Origin of the sequence: Priestia sp. LL-8 (assembly GCF_036227845.1) — a bacterium.
Classification (GTDB): Bacteria; Bacillota; Bacilli; order Bacillales; family Bacillaceae_H; genus Priestia; species Priestia zanthoxyli.
Map to the genome: position 1 here is coordinate 506,533 of NZ_JAZAQH010000001.1, position 22,807 is coordinate 529,339.

General features: G+C 38.4%; 24 protein-coding genes and 1 riboswitch. Of the genes, 18 read left to right on the forward strand and 6 right to left on the reverse strand.

Annotated elements, in window-relative coordinates:
• The first annotated feature begins 144 nt into the window (after positions 1–144).
• The 8 genes from U9R83_RS02695 to U9R83_RS02730 all read left to right on the forward strand — a co-directional run bounded on the left by U9R83_RS02695 (position 145) and on the right by U9R83_RS02730 (position 10,815).
• The gene (locus tag U9R83_RS02695) at positions 145–939 is read left to right on the forward strand and encodes a SurA N-terminal domain-containing protein (RefSeq protein ID WP_014461718.1); all 795 of its coding nucleotides are present in this window, start codon (positions 145–147) and stop codon (positions 937–939) included.
• A gap of 188 nt (positions 940–1,127) precedes the next feature.
• The gene (locus tag U9R83_RS02700) at positions 1,128–1,898 is read left to right on the forward strand and encodes a L,D-transpeptidase (RefSeq protein WP_014461717.1); all 771 of its coding nucleotides are present in this window, start codon (positions 1,128–1,130) and stop codon (positions 1,896–1,898) included.
• Positions 1,899–2,257: 359 nt separating this feature from the next.
• Positions 2,258–3,796 carry a carbon-nitrogen hydrolase family protein gene (locus tag U9R83_RS02705; RefSeq protein ID WP_013055260.1) on the forward strand — a complete coding sequence of 513 codons (1,539 nt, stop codon included), beginning with the start codon at positions 2,258–2,260 and terminating at the stop codon, positions 3,794–3,796.
• 113 nt (positions 3,797–3,909) lie between these two features.
• The gene (locus tag U9R83_RS02710) at positions 3,910–4,464 is read left to right on the forward strand and encodes a glycerol-3-phosphate responsive antiterminator (RefSeq protein WP_028412593.1); all 555 of its coding nucleotides are present in this window, start codon (positions 3,910–3,912) and stop codon (positions 4,462–4,464) included.
• A 178-nt stretch (positions 4,465–4,642) separates the two neighbouring features.
• On the forward strand, positions 4,643–5,470 hold the full coding sequence (locus tag U9R83_RS02715) for an MIP/aquaporin family protein (protein ID WP_115653014.1): 828 nt from the start codon (positions 4,643–4,645) through the stop codon (positions 5,468–5,470).
• A 67-nt stretch (positions 5,471–5,537) separates the two neighbouring features.
• Positions 5,538–7,028: a glycerol kinase GlpK gene (gene glpK / locus U9R83_RS02720; RefSeq protein WP_014461712.1), complete on the forward strand. Its 1,491-nt coding sequence runs from the start codon at positions 5,538–5,540 to the stop codon at positions 7,026–7,028.
• A gap of 186 nt (positions 7,029–7,214) precedes the next feature.
• A complete protein-coding gene (locus U9R83_RS02725) occupies positions 7,215–8,894 on the forward strand; it encodes a glycerol-3-phosphate dehydrogenase/oxidase (RefSeq protein ID WP_115653016.1) in 1,680 nt (559 codons plus the stop codon).
• 166 nt (positions 8,895–9,060) lie between these two features.
• Positions 9,061–10,815 (forward strand): phospho-sugar mutase, encoded by a 1,755-nt coding sequence (locus U9R83_RS02730; protein WP_328575061.1) that lies wholly within the window; start codon positions 9,061–9,063, stop codon positions 10,813–10,815.
• Positions 10,816–10,849: 34 nt separating this feature from the next.
• On the opposite strand, the gene U9R83_RS02735 is transcribed toward U9R83_RS02730, so the two are convergent.
• Together U9R83_RS02735 and U9R83_RS02740 are read right to left on the reverse strand one after the other, a co-directional pair.
• Positions 10,850–11,458 carry a biotin transporter BioY gene (locus U9R83_RS02735; RefSeq protein ID WP_243550217.1) on the reverse strand — a complete coding sequence of 203 codons (609 nt, stop codon included), beginning with the start codon at positions 11,456–11,458 and terminating at the stop codon, positions 10,850–10,852.
• A 210-nt stretch (positions 11,459–11,668) separates the two neighbouring features.
• Entirely contained in the window at positions 11,669–11,920 is a 252-nt protein-coding gene (locus U9R83_RS02740) for a YhdB family protein (RefSeq protein ID WP_013055267.1), read from the reverse strand.
• A gap of 321 nt (positions 11,921–12,241) precedes the next feature.
• On the opposite strand from U9R83_RS02740, the gene U9R83_RS02745 reads away from it, so the two are divergent.
• The 3 genes from U9R83_RS02745 (at position 12,242) to U9R83_RS02755 (ending at position 14,605) form a co-directional block, all read left to right on the forward strand.
• On the forward strand, positions 12,242–13,651 hold the full coding sequence (locus U9R83_RS02745) for a SpoVR family protein (RefSeq protein WP_014461707.1): 1,410 nt from the start codon (positions 12,242–12,244) through the stop codon (positions 13,649–13,651).
• Positions 13,652–13,777: 126 nt separating this feature from the next.
• Positions 13,778–14,107 carry an antibiotic biosynthesis monooxygenase family protein gene (locus tag U9R83_RS02750; RefSeq protein ID WP_014461706.1) on the forward strand — a complete coding sequence of 110 codons (330 nt, stop codon included), beginning with the start codon at positions 13,778–13,780 and terminating at the stop codon, positions 14,105–14,107.
• A 66-nt stretch (positions 14,108–14,173) separates the two neighbouring features.
• Positions 14,174–14,605, forward strand: coding sequence for an Rrf2 family transcriptional regulator (locus U9R83_RS02755; RefSeq protein WP_014461705.1), 432 nt, complete (start codon positions 14,174–14,176; stop codon positions 14,603–14,605).
• A 52-nt stretch (positions 14,606–14,657) separates the two neighbouring features.
• Here U9R83_RS02755 and U9R83_RS02760 read toward each other — a convergent pair whose 3' ends face one another.
• A complete protein-coding gene (locus U9R83_RS02760; RefSeq protein WP_014461704.1) occupies positions 14,658–15,653 on the reverse strand; it encodes an NADPH:quinone oxidoreductase family protein in 996 nt (331 codons plus the stop codon).
• A 179-nt stretch (positions 15,654–15,832) separates the two neighbouring features.
• Here U9R83_RS02760 and U9R83_RS02765 point away from each other — a divergent pair, with 179 nt between their 5' ends.
• Positions 15,833–16,777 (forward strand): nucleoside hydrolase, encoded by a 945-nt coding sequence (locus tag U9R83_RS02765; protein ID WP_328575062.1) that lies wholly within the window; start codon positions 15,833–15,835, stop codon positions 16,775–16,777.
• Positions 16,778–16,811: 34 nt separating this feature from the next.
• Here U9R83_RS02765 and U9R83_RS02770 read toward each other — a convergent pair whose 3' ends face one another.
• From U9R83_RS02770 to U9R83_RS02780, 3 genes are read right to left on the reverse strand one after another with little or no spacing between them, the layout of a single operon-like run.
• Complete coding sequence (locus tag U9R83_RS02770; protein ID WP_013081645.1) at positions 16,812–17,546, reverse strand: amino acid ABC transporter ATP-binding protein; 735 nt, start codon at positions 17,544–17,546, stop codon at positions 16,812–16,814.
• 30 nt (positions 17,547–17,576) lie between these two features.
• A complete protein-coding gene (locus U9R83_RS02775; protein ID WP_013055275.1) occupies positions 17,577–18,281 on the reverse strand; it encodes an amino acid ABC transporter permease in 705 nt (234 codons plus the stop codon).
• Positions 18,265–19,086, reverse strand: coding sequence for an amino acid ABC transporter substrate-binding protein (locus U9R83_RS02780; protein WP_013081647.1), 822 nt, complete (start codon positions 19,084–19,086; stop codon positions 18,265–18,267). Before U9R83_RS02780 ends, U9R83_RS02775 begins: the two co-directional genes overlap by 17 nt.
• Positions 19,087–19,409: 323 nt before the next feature.
• Between U9R83_RS02780 and U9R83_RS02785 the strand changes: the two genes are divergently transcribed.
• From U9R83_RS02785 to thiS, 6 genes are all read left to right on the forward strand, one after another.
• On the forward strand, positions 19,410–19,826 hold the full coding sequence (locus tag U9R83_RS02785; RefSeq protein ID WP_245229107.1) for a fluoride efflux transporter FluC: 417 nt from the start codon (positions 19,410–19,412) through the stop codon (positions 19,824–19,826).
• Positions 19,827–20,216: a fluoride efflux transporter CrcB gene (crcB, locus tag U9R83_RS02790; protein ID WP_014461701.1), complete on the forward strand. Its 390-nt coding sequence runs from the start codon at positions 19,827–19,829 to the stop codon at positions 20,214–20,216.
• Positions 20,217–20,273: 57 nt separating this feature from the next.
• Entirely contained in the window at positions 20,274–20,489 is a 216-nt protein-coding gene (locus tag U9R83_RS02795) for a hypothetical protein (protein ID WP_013055279.1), read from the forward strand.
• Positions 20,490–20,647: 158 nt separating this feature from the next.
• Positions 20,648–20,749: riboswitch (TPP riboswitch) on the forward strand.
• A gap of 122 nt (positions 20,750–20,871) precedes the next feature.
• Positions 20,872–21,495, forward strand: a complete 624-nt coding sequence (locus U9R83_RS02800; protein ID WP_042992589.1) for a thiamine phosphate synthase — start codon at positions 20,872–20,874, stop codon at positions 21,493–21,495.
• Positions 21,479–22,606 carry a glycine oxidase ThiO gene (thiO, locus tag U9R83_RS02805; RefSeq protein ID WP_014461699.1) on the forward strand — a complete coding sequence of 376 codons (1,128 nt, stop codon included), beginning with the start codon at positions 21,479–21,481 and terminating at the stop codon, positions 22,604–22,606. Before U9R83_RS02800 ends, thiO begins: the two co-directional genes overlap by 17 nt.
• Entirely contained in the window at positions 22,603–22,806 is a 204-nt protein-coding gene (gene thiS, locus U9R83_RS02810) for a sulfur carrier protein ThiS (RefSeq protein ID WP_014461698.1), read from the forward strand. Before thiO ends, thiS begins: the two co-directional genes overlap by 4 nt.
• The last annotated feature ends 1 nt before the right edge of the window (position 22,807 follow it).

Here is a 22,807-nt window from a genome sequence, read left to right on the forward strand (position 1 = left end):
AGATTACAGAACGTTTCAATCTTATTACATATGTTTAAAATGAGCCTAAATGGTTTCTTTTTACGCCTATATCATATACAATGCCCCCTAGATGATTTTTTCGAATAGCTAATAATCGTTTGGGATTATGAAAGGAGATTAATCATGAAAAAACTGATGTATACATTGCTCATTGGGTTAATTGCTGCAGCTTTAACAGCTTGTGGTTCAAACGATGATGCAAAGCAATCAAAGAGCGATGATCAAAAAACTGCACAAACTGAGCAGCAAAAAGAGGCGCAGGAAAAGCAGGAAAAGCAAGCAAAAGAAATGCAGAAGAAATTAGATAAACAAAAAGTAGATGAAAAGAAAACCGTAGCAGTTGTAAACGGTAAAAAAGTTTCGGGTGAAGAATATAATGCAGCCCTGGCTACATCACAAAATCAGTACCAACAAATGGGACAAGACCCAACTTCTAAAGAAGCAGCTAAACAAGTAAAGCAGCAAACAATTGACAATTTAGTAGGTCAAACGCTGCTATTGCAAGAAGCTGAAAACAAAGGCTATAAAGCAACTGATGAAGAAGTAGATAAAAAGTTCAAAGAAACGAAAAAGCAGTTCAAGACAGATAAACAGTTTAAAGCGGCATTAAAAGATGCAGGAATAACTCAATCACAATTAAAGTCTGAGCTGGCTGACAGCATTAAATATCAGCAGTACGTAGATAAAGACATCCAAACACCAGAAGTAACAGATAAAGAAATTCAAGATTATTACGATCAATTTGCAAAACAAAGCCAAAGTCAAGCAAGCGGCGGTAAAGAACAATCTCAAATGCCAAAGCTTGAAGACGTAAAGCCTCAAATTAAGCAGCAGCTTGAACAACAAAAGAAACAAGAAGCATTAGAGAAAAAAGTTGAAGAACTCAAGAAAAACGCAAAAGTTGAAGTGAAGCTTTAAATACAAATGAAACGGCCCTTTAAAGGGCCGTTTTTTTGTTATGTACATTATTGCTTTTTGTCAGTAAAAAGGGGTGCGTGAAAGATTTTATTGTATTTTGACTTATAAGGTAAAAAGTGTTCTGATGGTTTGCCTTTCATCCTATACTTTTCTTATATAGATATAAGAGAAATTGGGGGAGTCGATAAATGAAAAAGGTGGCTGTTTTTTTTGTTGGGCTTGTTTTTTTACTCGCGGGGATGGGTCTGACAGGCAACGCTTCTGCGGCGTCCAATCAACTTGTTATCATTAACAAATCTACTAACACACTTGCTTTTTATGATGGAGGCAAATTGGTAAAGACGTTCAAAGTTGCGACAGGGAGGCAGATGAGTTATACACCAGAAGGTACCTTTAGCATTGTGAATAAAATTAAAAACCGGCCTTATTATAAAGACAACATTCGGGGAGGAGATCCTAGAAATCCGCTAGGTGATCGCTGGCTAGGATTAAATGCGCGCGGAACGTATGGCACGACGTACGCTATTCATGGAAATAATAATCCAAGTTCTATCGGGACTTACGCAAGTTCAGGGTGCATTCGTATGTATGATGAAGAGGTACGCTGGCTGTTTGACCGCGTTCAAACCGGTACAAAAGTGGTTATTGGTCAATTTCATTCTCAAAGTTTTGATTCAATCGCTGTTAAAAACAAATACAAAGTAAGCAGTGCTTCAGTCGCCCAGAATCTTTGTAAAACAAAAAAGCTCTCAAAAGGCCAAATTGGTTTTGTAACGATTCAATCACCGATGGTTTTGTTAAAAGAAGAAAAAGGAAAATGGGTAAAGATTCGCACGTTAAATCGCGGTGAACGCTATAATGTATATAAAATAAATGGCATTAAAGTCTCTTTAGGACCAGGATTTATTGAAAATTATCCTAATAAAAAGACATCCATAAAATTAGATATTTGCAAATAGAAAATGAGGCTGAGGCAAAAGTATTTTAGCCTAAGTGAAAAACGAACCATTGATCAAAATGTTTGATTCTTGGTTCGTTTTTTTATTATGGTGAACGTAGGTTTCATCTGTTTCGTTCCTTCTAGCAGTTGATGGGAGGGCAAGGCGAAGACTCCCGCGGAAAGCGGAGTCTTGCACGGAAATCAACAGCGGTGTCACAAGCTATCCATACGAGGTAATGTATCCATTTGTTCGTCTTTAGATTGGATTCATTTCGTTATATCTTAACCTCATTTTTTGAATTTTTAATAATGTTTATTATAATAAAAAACAGGGAAACTAATTGCCTAATGAAGAGAGAGAAAGGGTTGTTTTAGCGTATGTCTACAATAGATTTATCAAAATTCGAGAAAAAAATGATTATTCGTAACATCAAACCGGACGATATAGATGAAATTTTAGCACTTCAAAAGCTATCATTCCCGGGAATGGATCCGTGGAAAAAAGAACAGCTTGAAAGTCATCTGGCCATTTTTCCAGAAGGACAAATATGTGCAGAGTACGACGGGGAAATTATCGGATCTTGTTCAAGCTTGATTGTGAACTTTGATGAGTACGATGATCAGCATACGTGGGACGATATTACGGACGAAGGATACATTACAAATCATAACCCGGAAGGCTACAATCTGTATGGGATTGAAGTAATGGTTCATCCAAAGTATCGCGGCATGAAAATAGGACGCCGCTTATATGAAGCGCGTAAAGATTTAGCACGTGAATTGAACCTGAAAAGTATCATCATCGGAGGAAGAATTCCTAATTACCATAAGCATTCAGCTGAAATGTCGCCTAGAGAGTATGTAGAGCAAGTTATTCATCATAAAATTTATGATCCAGTGCTATCTTTTCAGCTAATGAACGGATTTACGCTTATGCGTATAAACCCTGGTTATCTTCCCGATGATCTAGCTTCTAATAAGTATGCAACGCTGATGGAATGGAACAACGTAGATTACGTTCGCCGTTCAAAACGCCATTTTAAAACGTCATTCCCAGTGCGTATTTGTGTTGTTCAGTATATGATGAAACAGATCAATTCATTTGAAGAGTTTGCAACACAGGTAGAATATTATACAGATGTTGCTTATGACGCAAAAGCCGACTTCTGCGTATTCCCGGAAATTTTTACAACTCAGCTAATGTCTTTCTTGAATGAAAAGATTCCAAGCAAAGCGGTTCAGCGCGTAGCAGAATATACAGAAGAGTACATTGAGCTATTCACCAACTTAGCGGTTAAATATAACGTAAATATTATTGGAGGATCCCACTTCGTCGAAGAAGATAATGGAGATATCTTTAATATTGCGTATTTATTCCGCCGAGATGGAACAATTGAAAAGCAGTATAAAGTGCATATTACACCTAATGAAAGAAAATGGTGGGGAATTAGTCCAGGAGATAAAGTTGAAGTGTTTGATACAGATTGCGGTAAAATTGCCATCCAAATTTGCTATGACATTGAATTTCCGGAGCTTGCTCGTATTGCTACCGATAAAGGTGCAAATATTATTTTTACGCCATTCTGTACGGAAGACCGTCAAGGCTATCTGCGCGTAAGATACTGTTCTCAGGCGCGCGCGATCGAAAACCAAATTTATACGGTTATCGCAGGTACAGTTGGAAACCTGCCTGAAACAGAAAACATGGATATTCAGTATGCGCAGTCTGCTATTTTTGCACCGTCTGATTTTGAATTTGCACGAGACGGTATTGTAGGAGAATGTAATCCTAATATTGAAATGGTGGTTATTGGAGATGTAGATTTAGAAATTCTTCGCCGCCAGCGTCAATCAGGAACGGTTCGTCAATTAAAAGACCGACGCCACGACGTTTACAATATTAAATATAAAAAATAACGCAGTTTCTAAAGACATCATGCAAATGCATGGTGTTTTTTATTTCAACTTTTGCCATAATAAAAACTATTACAATGAATTTTGTGGACTAACCATGGAAAAGAGGGGAAAACATGAGTTTTCATGGACAATCGGTATTACCCGCTGTTCGAGATATGAAGCAATTGGAAAAGTTTTTAGCAAGTAATTATGAGTACGGAGTTCTTTTAGACAATCAAGTGGGCATGCTAAAAGGAATCATGAAAGAAGTCCATAAGCATGAAAAAAAGCTAATTATTCATTTAGACTTAATTCATGGCTTAAAGCACGATGAATATGCGGTTGATTTTTTGTGTCAGGAGTTTAAGCCTGCGGGAATTATTTCGACAAGAACAAACGTTATTTTAAAAGCTAAACAAAGAGGGATTTATGCCATTCAACGGGTCTTTTTATTAGACAGCACGGCTTTGAAGAAAAGCTACGAGTTAATGAAGAAAGTAAAACCGGATTATATTGAGCTTCTTCCTGGAATTGTGCCCACTTTAATCCAAGAAGTTAAAGCTGAAACGGGCATTCCTGTGTTAGCTGGAGGTTTAATACGAACGGCAGAAGAAGTTCATAATGCTTTAGAAGCCGGGGCTTCTGCTGTTACAACATCAAATAGAGAACTGTGGAGTATTTCAACTTAAAAAAACTGTTTGACAACGCTTTCATCATCTAGTAAACTTCTAGATAAGTTAATAGATGTGAGGGAGAATAGGAGATCCACGGTATAGCCTTTTAATGATTTTATTAGGGGGATGTATGGTGGATTTTCTTATTTTCTTGTTATTTTAATCGTTTTCATACAAAGGGGAGGTTATTTATATGCAAGCATTCTTAGGAGAAATAATTGGAACAATGATTTTAATTATCCTTGGCGCTGGTGTATGTGCGGGCGTCAATTTAAAAAAATCGTTTGCTGCTAATTCAGGATGGATCGTTATCACAATGGGATGGGGAATGGCGGTAGCGATGGCAGCATATGCGGTTGGTAATATGAGTGGGGCACACTTAAACCCAGCGTTAACCGTAGCTCTTGCTATTACAGGTGATTTTCCGTGGTCACAAGTACCGATGTACATCTTAGCTCAGTTTATTGGAGCGATTCTTGGTGCAACAGTTGTTTATTTACACTATCTTCCACACTGGAAAGAAACAAAAGATGCCGGTACAAAATTAGGCGTATTCGCAACGGGACCAGCAATTGCTAACCCATTTGCAAACGTTTTAAGTGAGGCAATTGGGACGTTTGTATTAGTTGTAGGAATCTTAGCAATTGGAGCAAATAAATTTACAGATGGATTAAATCCTTTAGTAGTAGGGTTTTTAATCGTAAGTATCGGTTTATCATTAGGAGGAACAACAGGCTATGCCATAAACCCTGCTCGTGATTTAGGACCACGTATCGCTCATGCTATCTTGCCGATACCTGGCAAAGGCAGCTCGAACTGGAAATACGCTTGGGTGCCAGTAGTGGGTCCTTTATTAGGCGGATCAATTGGCGCAGTATTTTATCAAGCGGCATTCTTAAATAAAACGTCTAGCAGCTTATGGATTGTCTTAAGCATTGCGGTGATTGTTTTAGCTGTTATTTACGCTGTTTCTAAACAAAAAGCAGCACAAATTCAATCAGCAGTAGTACCAAAAAAATGAATGCGCTTTACCATCTAACTATGTACAATAAAGAAACGACACTATACAGAGAATAGGGGATATTGATATGGAAAAATTTATTTTATCTTTAGACCAAGGAACAACAAGCTCACGAGCAATGTTATTTAATAAAAAAGGTGAAGTTGTACATGTAGCTCAAAAAGAGTTTACGCAGTACTTCCCAAAACCAGGTTGGGTAGAGCATAATGCTAGTGAAATTTGGGGTTCTATCCTTGCCGTTATTGCATCTTGTCTATCTGAGTCAGGTGTTCATGCTGATCAAATTGAAGGAATTGGAATTACCAATCAGCGTGAAACAGCAGTAGTATGGGAAAAAGCAACAGGAAAGCCGATATACAATGCAATCGTATGGCAGTCTCGACAAACGTCTGGTATTTGTGAAGAGTTAAAAGCAAAAGGATTAAACGATACGTTCCGCGACAAAACGGGATTATTAATTGATGCATACTTCTCTGGAACAAAAGTAAAGTGGATTTTAGATAACGTAGAAGGTGCACGAGAAAAAGCAGAAAACGGTGAATTGTTATTCGGAACAATTGATACATGGTTAATTTGGAAGTTATCAGGCGGAAAGGCGCATGTAACGGATTACTCAAACGCATCCCGCACGCTTATGTTCAATATCTACGATTTAAAATGGGATGATGAACTGCTAGATATCTTAGGGGTACCGAAATCAATGCTTCCAGAAGTAAAGCCTTCTTCTGAAGTATACGCTCATACAGTAGATTATCATTTCTTTGGTAAAAACATTCCAATTGCTGGAGCAGCAGGGGATCAGCAAGCCGCTTTATTTGGACAAGCTTGCTATGAAAAAGGAATGGCAAAAAACACCTATGGAACAGGCTGCTTTATGCTCATGAATACGGGTGAAAAAGCAGTTAAGTCCGATCACGGCTTATTAACTACATTAGCATGGGGGATTAACGGAAAAGTAGAATATGCGCTTGAAGGCAGTATTTTTGTAGCAGGATCTGCTATTCAGTGGCTTCGCGACGGTTTAAGAATGTTTAAAAATGCGGCTGAAACTGAAAACTATGCAACACGAGTAGAGTCTACAGACGGCGTATATATTGTGCCAGCTTTCGTAGGACTTGGAACGCCATATTGGGATAGCGATGTACGTGGAGCGATGTTTGGATTGACTCGCGGTACAAAAAAAGAACACTTTATTCGTGCAACGCTTGAATCACTAGCTTATCAAACAAGAGACGTATTAAGCGCGATGGAAGCAGACTCTGGAATTACATTAAAAACATTGCGTGTAGACGGAGGAGCAGTTAAGAATAATTTCTTAATGCAGTTCCAAAGTGATGTGTTAAATGTTCCTGTTGAGCGTCCTCAAGTGAATGAAACAACCGCTCTTGGGGCAGCATATTTAGCGGGTCTAGCGGTCGGCTACTGGAAAGATTGTGATGAAATTGCGCAGCAGTGGAATATGGAAAAATCTTTCGAACCAAATATGGAAGAAGAACAACGTGAAGAATTATATAGCGGCTGGAAAAAAGCCGTACATGCAACAATGGCTTTTAAGTAATTATTTGATGAAAACCCTTTAATTAAAAGCGCATGTATGATATAATGTATTCAAGTTAATAAATTGGTTGGAGAATCGGAGAGACCACAGATCCATATGTAGGCATACTATATATGTGATTTGTGGTCTCTCTTTTTGTATATTGGAAAATTTTGATATCTTTGAAAAATGAAAGGGGAATGACGTATGTTTTCAAGTCAAACACGTTCGAATAAATTGGTAGACATGACACAAAATCAATATGATTTATTAGTAATTGGTGGGGGAATTACTGGATCAGGTATTGCACTTGATGCGACTCATCGAGGCATGAAAACGGCATTAGTTGAAATGCAGGATTTCGCAGCAGGAACATCTAGTCGTTCAACGAAGCTTGTTCACGGCGGTCTACGCTATTTAAAACAGTTTGAAGTTAAAATGGTAGCCGAAGTTGGTAAAGAACGTGCCATTGTATATGAAAATGGCCCTCATGTAACGACTCCGGAGTGGATGCTGTTACCTTTCCATACGGGTGGAACATTTGGGAAATTCTCAACTTCAATTGGACTGCGCGTATATGATTTCTTAGCAGGGGTAAAACGTGCAGAGCGCCGCAAAATGTTTAGTGCAGAAGAAACGCTTAGACGCGAGCCACTGGTGAAATCTAAAGAGTTAAAAGGCGGCGGTTACTACGTTGAATATAAAACAGATGATGCACGTTTAACGATTGAAGTAGCTAAAGAAGCTGCCGCAAGAGGAGCAGATTTAGTCAATTACACAAAAGTGGAAAACTTCATCTACGATAAAGGAAAAGTAGTAGGGGCTGTTGTTCGCGATCAGCTTACGAATAAAGAATATAATATCTATGCAAAAAAAATCGTCAACGCTGCAGGTCCATGGGTGGACACGCTGCGTGAAAAAGATAATTCAAAAAAAGGCAAGCAGCTTCAATTAACAAAAGGAATTCACTTAGTTATTGATCAAGAGCGCTTTCCGTTAAAACAAGCCATTTACTTTGATACACCTGACGGACGTATGGTATTTGCGATTCCGCGTGATGGAAAAACATACGTAGGCACAACAGACACGGTCTATAAAGAAGACGCTAGACATCCGCGTATGACTGTAAAAGACCGTCAATATGTTATTGATGCAATTAACTATATGTTCCCAACGGTTGATATTACAGTAGACGACGTAGAATCAAGCTGGGCGGGTGTTCGTCCACTTATTCACGAACAAGGAAAAGATCCTTCTGAAATTTCGCGTAAAGATGAAATCTGGACATCAGAATCAGGTTTAATTACAATCGCTGGAGGGAAATTAACTGGGTACCGTAAAATGGCTGAAATTGTCGTAAATCGCGTAGCTGAAGATTTTAAAGCAGAAGGACGCGAATTTGAAAGCTGTCAAACTAAACATTTACCGATTTCTGGAGGTAATGTAGGAGGTTCAGGCGGGTTCCCAACGTTTGTAGAGCAAAAAGTCAAAGAAGGCATCAAACTAGGGTTATCACGTGACGCTGCTGAAAAGCTTGTAAAACGCTATGGCTCAAACGTAGACAAAGTATACCGCTACATGATTGAACGTCCGGATCAGCTAAAAAACAGCGACCTTCCAGCTAGTGTATTTTTGCAAATTCAATATGGTATCGAAGAAGAAATGGTTTCGAAACCAGTGGACTTCTTCATTCGACGTACGGGCGCTTTATTCTTTGATATCAACTGGGTAAGAAGCTGGAAAAAACAAGTGATTGCTCATATGGCCGAAGAGTTAAAGTGGACGCCTGAGCAAACAAAAACTTATACGGATGAATTAGAACAGCACCTTCATGACGCAGTTGTACCAGTAGATGAAAAAGTTAACCGTATGACAGGTATTTCATGATAAAATAAAAAAGTACCTCAAAATTTGTCAATACAGCCATAATATAATAGCAGGAAGTCAAATTTTGACGAAGAAATATAATATGACTGTTAAAAAAAGAGAAAGACGATTACTCGTTTTTCTCTTTTCATACATATTTACATTTATATAAGGGGGCTTTTTTTTTATGAGTTGGAAAGAAACGTATACATCTTGGATTAATCACCCAAATTTAGATCCTGAATTACGTCAAAATTTGGATGCAATCAAAGGTGATGAAAAACAATTAGAAGATAGTTTTTACAAAACATTGGAATTTGGAACAGGCGGAATGCGTGGAGAAATTGGAGCGGGTACAAACCGTATGAATACATATACAATCCGAAAAGCTTCTGAAGGCTTTGCTGAGTACATTAAACAAGCTGGCGAAGAAGCTATCAAGCAAGGCGTAGTCATTGCATATGATTCTCGCCACAAATCGCCTGAATTTGCGATGGAAGCAGCAAAAACATTAGCAAGTCACGGAATTAAAACGTATGTATTTGAAGAGCTAAGACCAACACCTGAACTTTCATTTGCAGTGCGTGAGTTAAACGCATTTGGAGGTATTGTTATTACAGCGAGCCACAATCCTCCTGAATATAATGGATACAAAGTATATGGTCCAGACGGTGGTCAGTTGCCGCCAAAAGAAGCTGATGAACTAGTTGGCTTTGTAAATGCTGTGGAAAATGAACTTACATTAGCTGTTCAATCTGAAGCGGAGCTAAAAGAAAAAGGTCTTATTGAAATGATTGGTTCAGCGATTGACGAAGCATACAATGAGAAGCTAAAAACGATTTTAATTAATCCAGAGCTAGCTTCTGAAATAGGTAAAGACTTAAAGGTAGTTTTTACACCTCTACATGGTACAGCTAATAAGCCAGTTCGCAACGCGCTTCAATCCATCGGTTACGGAAATGTTACGGTTATTGAAGAACAAGAACTTCCTGATCCGAATTTCTCGACGGTTAAATCTCCGAATCCTGAAGAGCCGGCTGCATTTGAATATGCTGTTCGTAAAGGAAAAGAAATTGATGGCGATATCTTAATCGCAACGGATCCAGATGCAGACCGTTTAGGAATTGCTGTCAAAGATCCAAGCGGCGAATATGCGTTATTAACAGGAAACCAAACCGGTGCTTTATTGCTTCACTATTTGCTTTCTCAAAAGAAAGAAAAAGGTGTGCTGCCTGCTAATGGCGTTGTGTTAAAAACGATTGTAACGTCAGAAATCGGCGCACAAATTGCTCGTTCATTTGGATTGCAAGTTGTTGACACTCTAACAGGTTTTAAATTTATCGGTGAAAAAATTAAGCAATATGAGCAAACGGGCGAGTATACATTCCAATTCGGCTACGAAGAAAGCTACGGCTATTTAATTGGTGACTTTGCTCGTGACAAAGACGCTGTACAAGCAGCCATTCTAGCGGTAGAAGCTTGTGCTTATTATAAAAAGCAGGGCATGACGCTATATGAAGCGCTTCAGCAAGTGTTTACTAAATATGGTTTCTATCGTGAAGGTCTGAAATCTTTAACGCTTAAAGGAAAAGAAGGATCTGAGCAAATTCAGCATATTTTGGCTACATTTAGAAATGAGCCTCCTACTGACATTGCAGGGTTAAATGTTTCGGTTGTAGAGGATTATACATTAAGTGAGCGCCAGCATATTAAAGCAGGAAAAGTAGAAGAGATTACATTACCAAAATCAAATGTATTAAAATATATCTTAGAGGACGGTTCTTGGTTCTGCCTTCGTCCGTCTGGTACAGAGCCAAAGGTGAAGTTCTATTTTGGCGTCGTGTCAGAAGATGAAGCAACGAGCATTGCCCATTTAGAAGCTGTACAAACAGCTGTAATGGGTGAAGTGGAGCGTGTACTAGATAAAGTGAAAACGGTATAAAAATAAAGCCTGCTCAAACTTGAGCAGGCTTCTTTTAGGATACTTTATTTGATTGCGTATTTGACAAATATGAAGAAGATCGTAGGGCCTTATAAATTCTCGGAGCAAGCATAGCCCCAAGAACAGTGAAAATAAGATCCTTTACGGCAAACCACGACATAATCTTCCAAGCAGCTGCATATGTCATTGCAGGAGCTTCAAGCCAGTAGTTAACCGCTATATACATATACGTAGTACCAATTAAATAAATAACGGCAATACCAACTAGCGATGAAATTAAAAAGATAGAAAAAGTCGGCTTGCCGCGCATTTCCATAATTTTTCCTGTGATAAATGCAGCGACAATATAAGAAAGCAAAAAGCCGCCGGTGCTTCCAAATAAAATACCAATTCCTGCTTTAAATTGAGCAAATACCGGAGCGCCGGCAATGCCAATTAATACATATACAAGCATCGAAATAGAACCCATTCGGCTCCCAAGTAAAAGTCCTGCTAATATAACAAAAAAAGGCTGAAGCGAAAGAGGCACGCCGCCTACTTGTAAAAAAGGTGCCCAAGAAGTAATGTTTGCACCAATAGCCATAAGAGCTGCAAACATACCAGCTAATGTTAAATCTAATGTGCGAAACCTTTTAGTATTCATATATGTTCCTCCCAGTATGTACTGAAATATCTTAGCGTATGTACTGAAGATTGTACGTCGAATTCACTTTTATGTCAACGATAAAAATAAATATGTTTACATATATTATTTGATGTTTTTTGAAATAAAATATGCATATTTTTAGTGCAACATAAAAAAATAAAGAAGGGAATTCATCCCTTCTTTGTCCAAGTGTGTGTATCAAAAATACTAGTACAATGATTCTTCCAGAAGCTCCGGGTTGTGCTCCGAATATTCCGTTGCATGATCAATGTAGCGTAGTAAAGAATAGAGCTCTTCTTGAATGATGCGGTAGTTTCGTTCAAAATTGTAGGCGTGCAAAAAATGTTCAATCTTTTTTGAAAGAAAATCGTCGTCTGTTCGAACCATTAAAATTAATAAGTTATCCCATTGTGAACGGTGTGTGTAATATAAAGCTCGATCATAATCAATTACATCCATTAATAACGTTCCTCCTTTTGAGGAGTTGAAATTAGTGTATGATATTTGCGGGAATTCTTACGCTGTAAATGTTGGGCAAAAGACCAGTGCATAATTAAAAGAGGTTGTAGTCATTATGTAAGAAGAATAAACGTACAGCACCAGCTAAATGATAAGAAAGGCAAAGAATGATGCAGCGTAACACTTAAATTACATCCATTATTTAAGACAACTAAATAAAAATCCCCTTTTCTTGAAAAAATAAAGCTTCTTTTTGATGAAAACACATGAATTGACATGTTTGTACATAGATTGAAGTAAGGAGTGAAAGGGGGAGCTGTCGTGAAAGAAGCAGATTATAAGCAATTATACCGTGCGATTGATGAAATTACGGAAATAGCTAGCGGTTTCGGCCTGGATTTTTATCCGATGCGCTATGAAATTTGCCCGGCAGATATTATTTATACGTTTGGTGCATATGGGATGCCAACTCGTTTTTCACATTGGAGCTTTGGAAAACAATTTTACAAAATGAAATTACACTACGATCTTGGATTGAGTAAAATTTATGAATTAGTTATCAATTCAGATCCTTGTTATGCATTTTTATTGGATTCCAATGCGCTTATTCAAAATAAATTAATTGTAGCTCACGTGTTAGCCCACTGTGACTTCTTTAAAAATAACAGCCGTTTTGCCAACACGAAACGGGATATGGTAGAAAGTATGGCAGCGACCGCTGATCGAATTAAAGAATACGAAGTAAAGCACGGTAAGCGTGAAGTAGAAAAGTTTTTGGATGCTGTCTTATCGATTCAGGAACATATTGATCCGTCTCTTATGCGTGCCAAGCTTTCTTGGAGCATAGATGATGTAGAATCATCGGAAGAAGAAATCATTTCTCCTTATGATGATTTATGGAATTTGGACTATAAAGAAAAGAAAAAACCAAAACCTCCAAAGTCTTTTAAAAAATTTCCGCCTCAGCCTGAAAAAGACATCTTATTATTTATTGAAGAATACAGTCCTTATTTAGAGGATTGGCAGCGGGACATTTTAACGATGATGCGAGAAGAAATGCTTTATTTCTGGCCGCAGCTTGAAACAAAAATTATGAATGAAGGCTGGGCTTCTTTTTGGCATCAGCGCATTATTCGAGAAATGGACTTAACGAGTGATGAAGCGATAGAATTCGCCAAGCTAAATGCAGGGGTTGTGCAGCCATCTAAGACGGGAATCAATCCATATTATTTAGGATTAAAAATATTTGAAGATATTGAAGAACGTTACAACAATCCAACAGAAGATATGATTCGCCGAGGCGTAGAGCCGGGGTCAGGAAGAGAGAAGATGTTTGAGGTACGTGAAGTTGAATCAGATATTTCCTTCATCCGCAATTACTTAACAAAAGATTTAGTTATGCGCGAGGACATGTATTTATTCCAAAAGCAAGGAAAAGATTATAAAATCGTCGACAAAGAATGGACGGAAGTCAGAGACCAGCTTGTTAACATGCGCGTAAACGGAGGCTTTCCTTATATCACAGTAACGAATGGAGACTATTTAAAAAATGGAGAGCTTTATTTAAAGCACTGGTATGAAGGAATTGAATTAGATGTCAAATACTTAGAAAAAGTGGTACCGTATGTTCATCAGCTTTGGGGCCGACCGGTTCATTTAGAAACGATGATGGAAGGCAAGCCAATTGCCTTCACGTATGATGGGAAAACAGTGCATCGAAAACATTTATAAAAAGGAGACCGCTTAAATAGCGGTCTTTTTGTGCTTCTGTAATTTTATTATCCATATAAATTGAAAAAATAAAATTACTATGCAATAATTTGGTGAGAATCATTTTCATTTAGAAAGGGAGATAAGATGTTTGTTGTAAACGCAAGTTTTGAAACGGAAAAGAAATTTGAAAAACAGCTCAAGCAAAAAGCTAAGAAAAACAAAGCGGAAATTGAAGCAGCTAAAGGAAATTTATCGTTCGAATGCTGGAAAAAAGATTCCGCAGATAAAGTTGAATATGTCTTTGTATCCAAGTGGGAAGATAAGCAGTTCTTTCAAGCGTGGATCTCAAGAGAAGAACATGTGAACGAACATAAAGAAGCGAATAAAAAGAAAACGAAAGCATGTTCTGAAGCTATGGAAATCAAGAAAACGCTGCGTTTTTATGAGGCGGTAGAAGAGGACATTCTTTTCTAAAAAAGCATGCTTGACTTTCATAAATGTTGTAACTATAATGATTACAACAAAATAGGAGTGAGAGCAATGAAAATTAGCAGTCGATTCACCGTGGCCGTTCACATACTATCTTTAATTAAAGTAGATAGCAGTCATCCTAGTACTTCAGAGTGGATTGCTAGCAGTGTAAATACAAATCCTGTTGTTATAAGACGAGTAATTGGGATGTTAAAGAAAGCTGGACTCGTGGGTGTAAAAGCCGGAGCTGGCGGAGCGTATCTATTGAAAGATTTAGACGAGATAACGTTGTTAGACGTTTATCGAGCGGTGGCAGCAGTGGAAGAAGGAGAATTGTTTCAAATGCATGAAAATCCGAATGTGGAGTGTCCTGTAGGAGCCAATATTCAAAGTGTTCTTGAATTGATTTTAAAACGTTCTCAAGATGCCATGGAACAAGTCTTAGCCGATGTGACCATGAAAGAATTAGTGACGGATTTAATAGCAAAAATAGATGCATAATAACATGCTTCTGTTTGTAAAAAACGGAGAAACCTAGGTTTCTCCGTTTTTTTTATAGCTTCACAATTGTTCGTCCTCGAGCTTGTCCTTCTAATAAAGTCGGAAGTACCTCAGGGAGCTGTTGTAGTGAAATTTCCTGCTGAATGAAAGGTTCGAAGCTTTCAGGCTTAAAGTCATTAGCGAGTCTATTCCAAATCTCTTTTCGAGTATTCATTGGACAGTAAACAGAATCGATACCGAGTAAATTAATCCCTCTTAAAATGAAGGGAAAGACGGTTGTTGGCACTTTGCCTCCAGCTGTTAGCCCGCTGACCGCTACAGAGCCTCCGTACTGAATTTGACTGAGGACAGAAGCTAGAGGCTCTCCACCCACAGGATCAACCGCAGCGGCCCATTTTTGCTTGCCTAATGCTTTTAATTTGCCGTTATAAACGTCTTCACGCGCTACAATAGAGGAAGCGCCAAGCTCTTTCAAATAAGCTGCTTCCGAGCTTTTTCCCGTACTTGCTTCCACTTTGTAGCCTAATTTTGAAAGAATGGCAACCGCAAAGCTTCCTACACCTCCCGTAGCGCCTGTTACAAGCACAGAGCCGTTAGATGGACTAGTATGGTTTTCCTCTAAGCGATGCACAGATAAAGCAGCTGTAAAGCCCGCTGTTCCGATAATCATTGCTTCTTTTAACGTTAAATTTTCAGGAAGAGGGACAATCCATTCGCTGGGTACGCGCGCATACTCACTGTAGCCTCCAAAGTGTGATACGCCAATGTCATAGCTTGTTGCGATGACACGATCACCTTCTTTAAAATCAGGGCTGTCAGAAGATACAACGATTCCTGCTAGGTCAATACCTGGAACAAATGGATAGCTTGTCACAATATTGCCGTTTGCGATGCTGGCTAAGCTATCTTTATAATTCACCCCTGAATAATGAACGCGAATAAGTACATCGCCTTCTGGCAAATCGTTTAGCGTCAGTTCTTGGACAGACGCCTCCACTTGGTCTTCACTTTTTTTATCTACTATTAATGCTGAAAATGATTGCTCCATTTTATTTCTCCTTTCTATACTGAGATGTATACATCTATACATAGATTACCTTATTTCTATACCCATTATAGAAAATAGTAAAAGAAGTTCCTAATACTTTGATTACGAAAGAGATCATTTCATTATAAAATAGCGGTATAGCTATTAGTTAGCAATACATAGAAAAGAGGAGAAGAGACATGAGCACAAACGTATATTTTAACCATGATGCAGGCATTGATGATTTAGTATCGCTTTTTTTACTGCTGCAAATGGATGATGTAAAGGTAACGGGGGTATCTGTTATTCCTGCTGACGGATATCTAGAGCCAGGTATCAGCGCAAGCCAAAAAATTATTGATCGTTTTGGAAGTTATGATATCGAGGTAGCCAAATCTACGTCACGCGGTATGAATCCATTTCCAAAAGAATGGCGCATGCATACGTTTTATGTAGATGCGCTCCCGATTTTAAATGAAAAAGGGAAAGTGCAAACAAAAATAAGTCAGCTTCCTGCTCATGATCATTTAATTGAAACATTGCAGCACACCGACGGAAAAACGACTTTATTATTTACAGGACCGCTAACTGATTTGGCAAGAGCACTTGAAAAAGCGCCGGAAATAGAAGAGAAAATTGACAAGTTAGTGTGGATGGGCGGTACATTTCAAGAAGTAGGAAATGTGCAGGAGCCTGAACATGATGGAACGGCGGAATGGAATTCTTTTTGGGATCCAGAAGCAGTAGCAAAAGTATGGGAAAGCAGCATTAAAATTGAGATGGTTGCTTTAGAAAGCACGAATCAAGTTCCATTAACGCCGGCTATTCGCCAAATGTGGGCTTCACTTCGCAGGTATGAAGGAGTAGACTTTGTAGGGCAGTGCTACGCGGCTTGCCCACCGCTTGTGCATGTTGAAACCAATTCGACTTATTATTTGTGGGGTGTACTCACAACAGCATTTACAGGGAATTCAACACTTGTGAAGGTAAAAACCGTTTCGAGTATTGTGTATACAGAAACACCAAGACAAGGAAGAACAGAAATTTCTGAAGAGGGACGACCTGTAGACGTCGTGTATGACGTCACAGCTGAAGCATTCTTTGCGTACATTACAGATTTAATGAAAAAAGCAGTAGCCAAATAAAGAAAAAGGTTGCACGTGAAAATGTGCAACCTTTTTAATGAATCATATTCAAGAATTGACGTGTCCGCTCTTGTTGAGGATTTGAAAATATTTGATCCGGTGTACCTCTTTCCATAATGACACCTTGATCCATAAAAATAACTTCATCTGCTACTTCACGGGCAAAGCGCATTTCGTGAGTTACCACCACCATCGTCATTCCTTCTTTTGCCAGGTCTTTCATCGCTTGAAGAACGTCTCCTACAAGCTCAGGGTCAAGAGCTGAAGTAGGCTCATCAAATAGCATAACTTTTGGGTCCATCGCCATTGCTCTGGCGATGCCAACACGCTGTTGTTGTCCGCCAGACAGCTGGAAAGGGTAAAAGTCGAGCTTATCGCCTAAGCCAACGCGTGTTAACAATTCTTTACCTCTTTTTTCTGCCTCTTGAGTAGAAACGCCTTTTACAATTACAGGACCTTCCATAACATTTTCAAGCGCACTTTTATGAGGAAATAAGTTATAGTTTTGAAAGACCATACCTGTTAGGCTTCGAAATGAAGTAATGTCTTTTTTACGAACAGGTTTGGTGAAATTCATGCTTTTTTTATCAAGTTCAATCGTGCCGTCTGTTGGGATTTCTAAAAGATTTAAGCAACGTAAAAAAGTAGTTTTACCCGATCCAGAAGGACCAATTAATACAATTACCTTGCCCTGTTCAACTTCCAAATCAATCCCTTTTAATACTTGCAAATCACCGAATGATTTATGCAAATTTTTGATATTAATCATATGAAAAACTCCTTTAGCTACTCGAAACGGTTATTTAGATACGTAACGATCTAGTCTTATTTCAATGCGTCCTTGGATAATGGATAAGATTGTACACATAATCCAGTACAAGAGCGCTGCTTCACTATAAAGAAGTAAAAATTCATAGTTAGTCGAAGCAATTTCTTGAGCTTTACGGAACATCTCAGAAACAAGAATAAGCGATGCAAGTGACGTATCTTTAATAAGGCTAATAAAAGAGTTAGATAATGGCGGAATCGATACACGTGCTGCTTGCGGTAAAATAATCCGTCTTAACGCTTGGGAATAGGTCATACCAAGTGAGTAGCCAGCTTCCCACTGTCCTTTAGGAATAGATTGAATCGCTGCTCGGATAATTTCAGATGCATACGCACCTACACTTAATGAAAATCCAATAATAGCAGAGATAAATGGGTCAATTGTTATATCTAAATTGGGTAAGCCGTAGAAAATAATAAATAATTGCACAAGCAGCGGTGTACCTCGAATAATCGATACATAGATGCGCGCAATTATATTTAAAACTTTTATAGATGATAAACGAGCCAAGGCTGTTAAGACAGCTAAAATGATACCGAGTACAAACGTGATTAATGTTAGTGGAATAGAATATTGAATAGCTCCCTTTAGCATTGGTAAGAGAGATGATTGAGCGATTGAAATCAATTGATTCAATCGCTCTCCATCAGGGAAAATATTATTTAGGAGAAACATCTTCGCCAAACCATTTCTTAGAAATTTTTGCGTATGTTCCGTCTTTTTTCATATCTTTCAATGCTTTGTTTACTTCATCCACTAACTTACCGCTGTCTTTTCTAAACATAAAGCCGCTTGCAGCACCATCGGATTTTTCATCCGCGATTTTGATAGGTGCGTTAGGGTGCTTTTTCTTATAGTCAAGGAACGATAATTTATCGTTGATTGTAGCATCAACACGGTTTGCGCTCATTAGTTCTACTGCTTGAGCAAAACCTTCAGCACTCGTAATGTTTGCACCATAAGATTGAGCCATGTCTTTATAGTTACTTGTTAATGACTGCGCTGATTTTTTTCCTTTTAAATCTTTAAATGATTTGATATCTTTTTCGTCTTTACGAACAATTAATACAGCCCCTGACTGGATGTATGGATCAGAGAAATCGTATTTCTTTTGACGATCTTCACGAATACCAACTTCATTAGCAATCATGTCAAATCGTTTAGCATCTAATCCAGCAAACATGCCATCCCACTGTGTTTCTTTGAACTCAGCTTTTACGCCAAGACGTTTAGCTACTTCTTGAGCCAATTCTACATCAAACCCAGTTAGCTTTTGTTTGTCGTCATGAAAAGTGAACGGAGGGTATGTACCTTCAGTTCCAATTGTTAATACGCCATCTTTTTTCACTTTATTGTATAAATCTTCTTGTGAAGATTTATTGTCTCCATTGTTTGCTTCATTTTTTGAGCTAGAACCGCATGCGGCAAGCACAACTGTGAAAGCTAATAGTAGCGACAAAAGTGCAGCAAATTTCTTCATTTTCTAAACCCCCTAGTATTCTGATAGGAAATGATACTCTGTGATACTAAACAAGAACACAGCAAAAGTCAACAAAAAAAACTTATACGATTAATGTGACTTAAAATAAGGGAAATATACCTTCTATACACGGTTTGTCATAAGGATACAGAAAGATTTTATAATTTGGATTAAATGGATTTTTAAGGGATGTTTGAGGAGTAAAAAGGAAGTTTCATGCGACGATTTTCTCTTTCATTTTTTCATGACTTTTGGTGCAATAAACATATAGTTAAATGTTAAGGTAGAAATAAATTCCTTATGGTACACTTAAAGAAGAATTTATGAAACGGAGCGATATGATGAAAGCCATAAACTTAATCTCAATTGCCTTTGGTGCTATCGCTGGTACATATGCACGTTATTTTCTAAATCTTTCCTTATTATATACGGGGTATCCAATAGGAACAGTAATTGAAAACCTATTAGGTAGCTTCATATTAGGACTATTAACGGGATTTTTTGCATGGAAACAGCCAAAGGAATGGATCAAGCTTGGACTAGGCGTGGGCTTATGCGGCGGTTTTACCACGTATTCAACGTTTGCAGGAGACTTCGTTTCTCTCACTCAGCATTATTTATGGGGTGGAGCCATTTATTTCATTGTCTCTTTAGTAGGTGGAATCCTTTTTGCTTTAGCAGGCTATCTATGCGGTGAAGCGGCAGGAAAAAATTTAGTAAAAGTACATGAGGTGAAGTAAATGAGCATAGTGAGCTTGGCACTTGGGGGGGCAGCTGGAGGCATATGCCGTTATCTTTTGGGATTAAAGGTTACAAAAACAGCTTCAAATCCTCCTTTTCCAGTATCAATGCTGTTTGTTAACTTGCTTGGTGCGTTTGGACTTGGTCTTTTTTACGGTAGTTATTATGGAAAGGTTCCGAGTCATGCTTATAATGATTCAATATTTCTAATGATCGGCATTGGTTTTTTCGGGGCTTTTACCACTTTTTCAACGTTTAGTGTGGAAACCGTGCAGTTAATTCGAGAAAAATCTTATCAGAAAATGTTGGTGTACGTGGGGATTTCAGCATTTGGAACAATTGGTTTATTTACAGTCGGTTTACTGGCAGGAACGTTTTTATTTAAATAAAGAGAACGTTTCTAGTAGTTTCTAGTAGGGAAAAACAAAAAGACGGAGAAGTAGAGAATGGATAGAAAAGCAGAAGTTTGGAAATACATTTTGTTGATTGTGGCTGTTGCAGGTCAGATCATCGGTTTTTTATTTTTATTTATAAATGTTGTGGCGGCATTTATTTTTTACGGTTTTTATATTCTAACTTTTATTATGTTACTCCTGCTGTTTATATGGGATCGGAAAAAGGAAAAAGACAAAGAAGAATTTGACGACTATACCGATTACTAACCATATAAAAAGCAGAATGGTGCGGTGCGCCGGGCCTCTTAGTAAAGAAGCTTAAAAGATACATCTATAAAAGGAAGAGAGCCGTAAGAGCATAAAGAGATATTGTATTTACATCTAGTTGTGTTATAATTTTAAGTGCAAAAACAAAATCAATAAATAGCAATCACTAGGGGAGCTTTTTGAAGCTGAGACGAATGTATTTCGGACCCTTTGAACCTGATCTGGTTTGTACCAGCGTAGGGAAGTGGCGATCATGTTTACATAACGATACATGCTAACCACTCTACGTTGTAGGGTGGTTTTTTTGTATGTAATAAAGCCCTCTACACAAGATAAAGTGATTGAAATTTCTCTTTATTCTGAATGGAAAGGTTTCGATCATATGGATATTCCTAAATTTCATGTCATTACAACAGATAAGCAGCCAATTGAAGAGGTTCGGGACATTTTAACGGCTATCGTGCCTTTTGCGGGTGCCATTCATATTAGAGAAAAAAAGAAAACGGCAAAGCAGATTCAATGTTTACTAGAAAGCCTGCCATTTTGTCGCTCTAAAATGATTGTAAATGACCGAGTTGATGTAGCGCATGCTTTAAAAGCAAAAGGGGTGCAGCTTGCCTATCATAGTTTAGACGTTTCGTGCGTTAGAGACGCATTTCCTTCTCTTATTGTCGGAAAATCAGTTCACTCTGTGGAAGAAGCTCTAGAAGCTGAAAAAGATGGAGCTCACTATATTCTATACGGACATATTTATTCAACTCATTCAAAAAAAGAATTAAAAAGCCGAGGGATAGCAGCGTTAAAAGAAGTAGTAGACGCTGTGAAGATACCAGTTATTGCGATTGGTGGAATTACACCTGTAAATGCCAAAGAGGTGCTGCAAACAGGAGCACACGGTATAGCTGTGATGTCTGGTGTCATGCTTGCGCAAGATCCGCTTAAAGCAATCAAACAATATTCTCATATATGGACATCTGGAGGTGGAGAAAATGAAGCAGCATTATGATGTACTGTTAGTCGGAGGAGGCATAATTAGCTCTTCTATCGCTTATCATTTGTCAAAACAAGGAGCGTCAGTAGCCATTCTTGAGCGCAATCAAATTGGTTGTGAAGCTTCAAGTGCAGCTGCTGGTATTTTAGGTGCTCAAGCTGAAATTGATGAAGAAGGTCCTCTTTTAGACCTTGCTATTAAGAGCAGAAGTATGTTTCCTGAACTGGTGAAGGAACTAAAAGAAAAAACGGCAATCGACGTAGAGCTTATTCAAAAAGGCTTATTAAAAGTCGCTGTAACAGAAGAAGATGCACACGTATTAAAGAAAAAAGCCGATCAGCATCATCAATGGGACAAAGATGTAAGATGGATCGACGTAAAAGAAGCGCGGTTGTTAGAACCGGGGCTCTCTCCAGACATATACGGAGCCATTACAATACCTGGAGACGGCCAGCTAGCTCCGGCTAAGTTAACACATGCTCTTGCTCATGGAGCCTTGTATCACGGAGCAGATGTATTTGAATACTGTGACGTTCATTCTCTTATTACGGAAAATGAAACAGTAAAAGGTGTACAGACGTCTAAAGGCTCTTTTTATGGAGAAAAAGTAGTGATCGCAGCAGGCTCATGGGCTAAACGTTTTATTTCTTCTGAACATTTAGGTCAGGTATTTCCTGTAAAAGGAGAGTGTATTGCTCTTCAAAGTCATAAGCCGCTGCTTTCTAAAACGATTTTTTTAGATGAAGGTTTTTATTTAGTTCCAAAGGCTGGTGGAAGAATCGTAATCGGGGCAACTAAGCTGCAGCATGATTTTACTAAGACCGTTTCTGCACAAGGTATTCAATTTCTGCTGGATAAAGCTGCTGTGCTTCTGCCGGCTATTAAAGAAGCCACATTTGAAAAAGCATGGGCAGGTCTTCGTCCACAAACAAATGATGGCTGGCCTTATTTAGGAGAGCATCCTGAAATAGCGAATCTACACATGGCGTTTGGCCACTACCGAAACGGTATTTTATTAAGTGCTGCAACTGGAAAAATTATGGCTGATGCTTTGGTAGGGAAAGAGCCGAATCATTCATTTTTTACATCATTTCAGCTAACGAGAGTAATGGAGGGAGTTCATTGAATCTAATCATTAATGGTAAGACCGTTACTGTTGGAGATGAAATTGAAACGGTCGAGCACTTGTTGCAGGCTCAGAACCTGCATGAACGAGTGGTAATTGTTGAGCTAAACAAGAACATTTTACAAAAAGAAGAACATAGTGATGCAAGTTTAAAAGATGGAGATACATTAGAAGTCGTTTCATTTGTAGGAGGAGGATGAA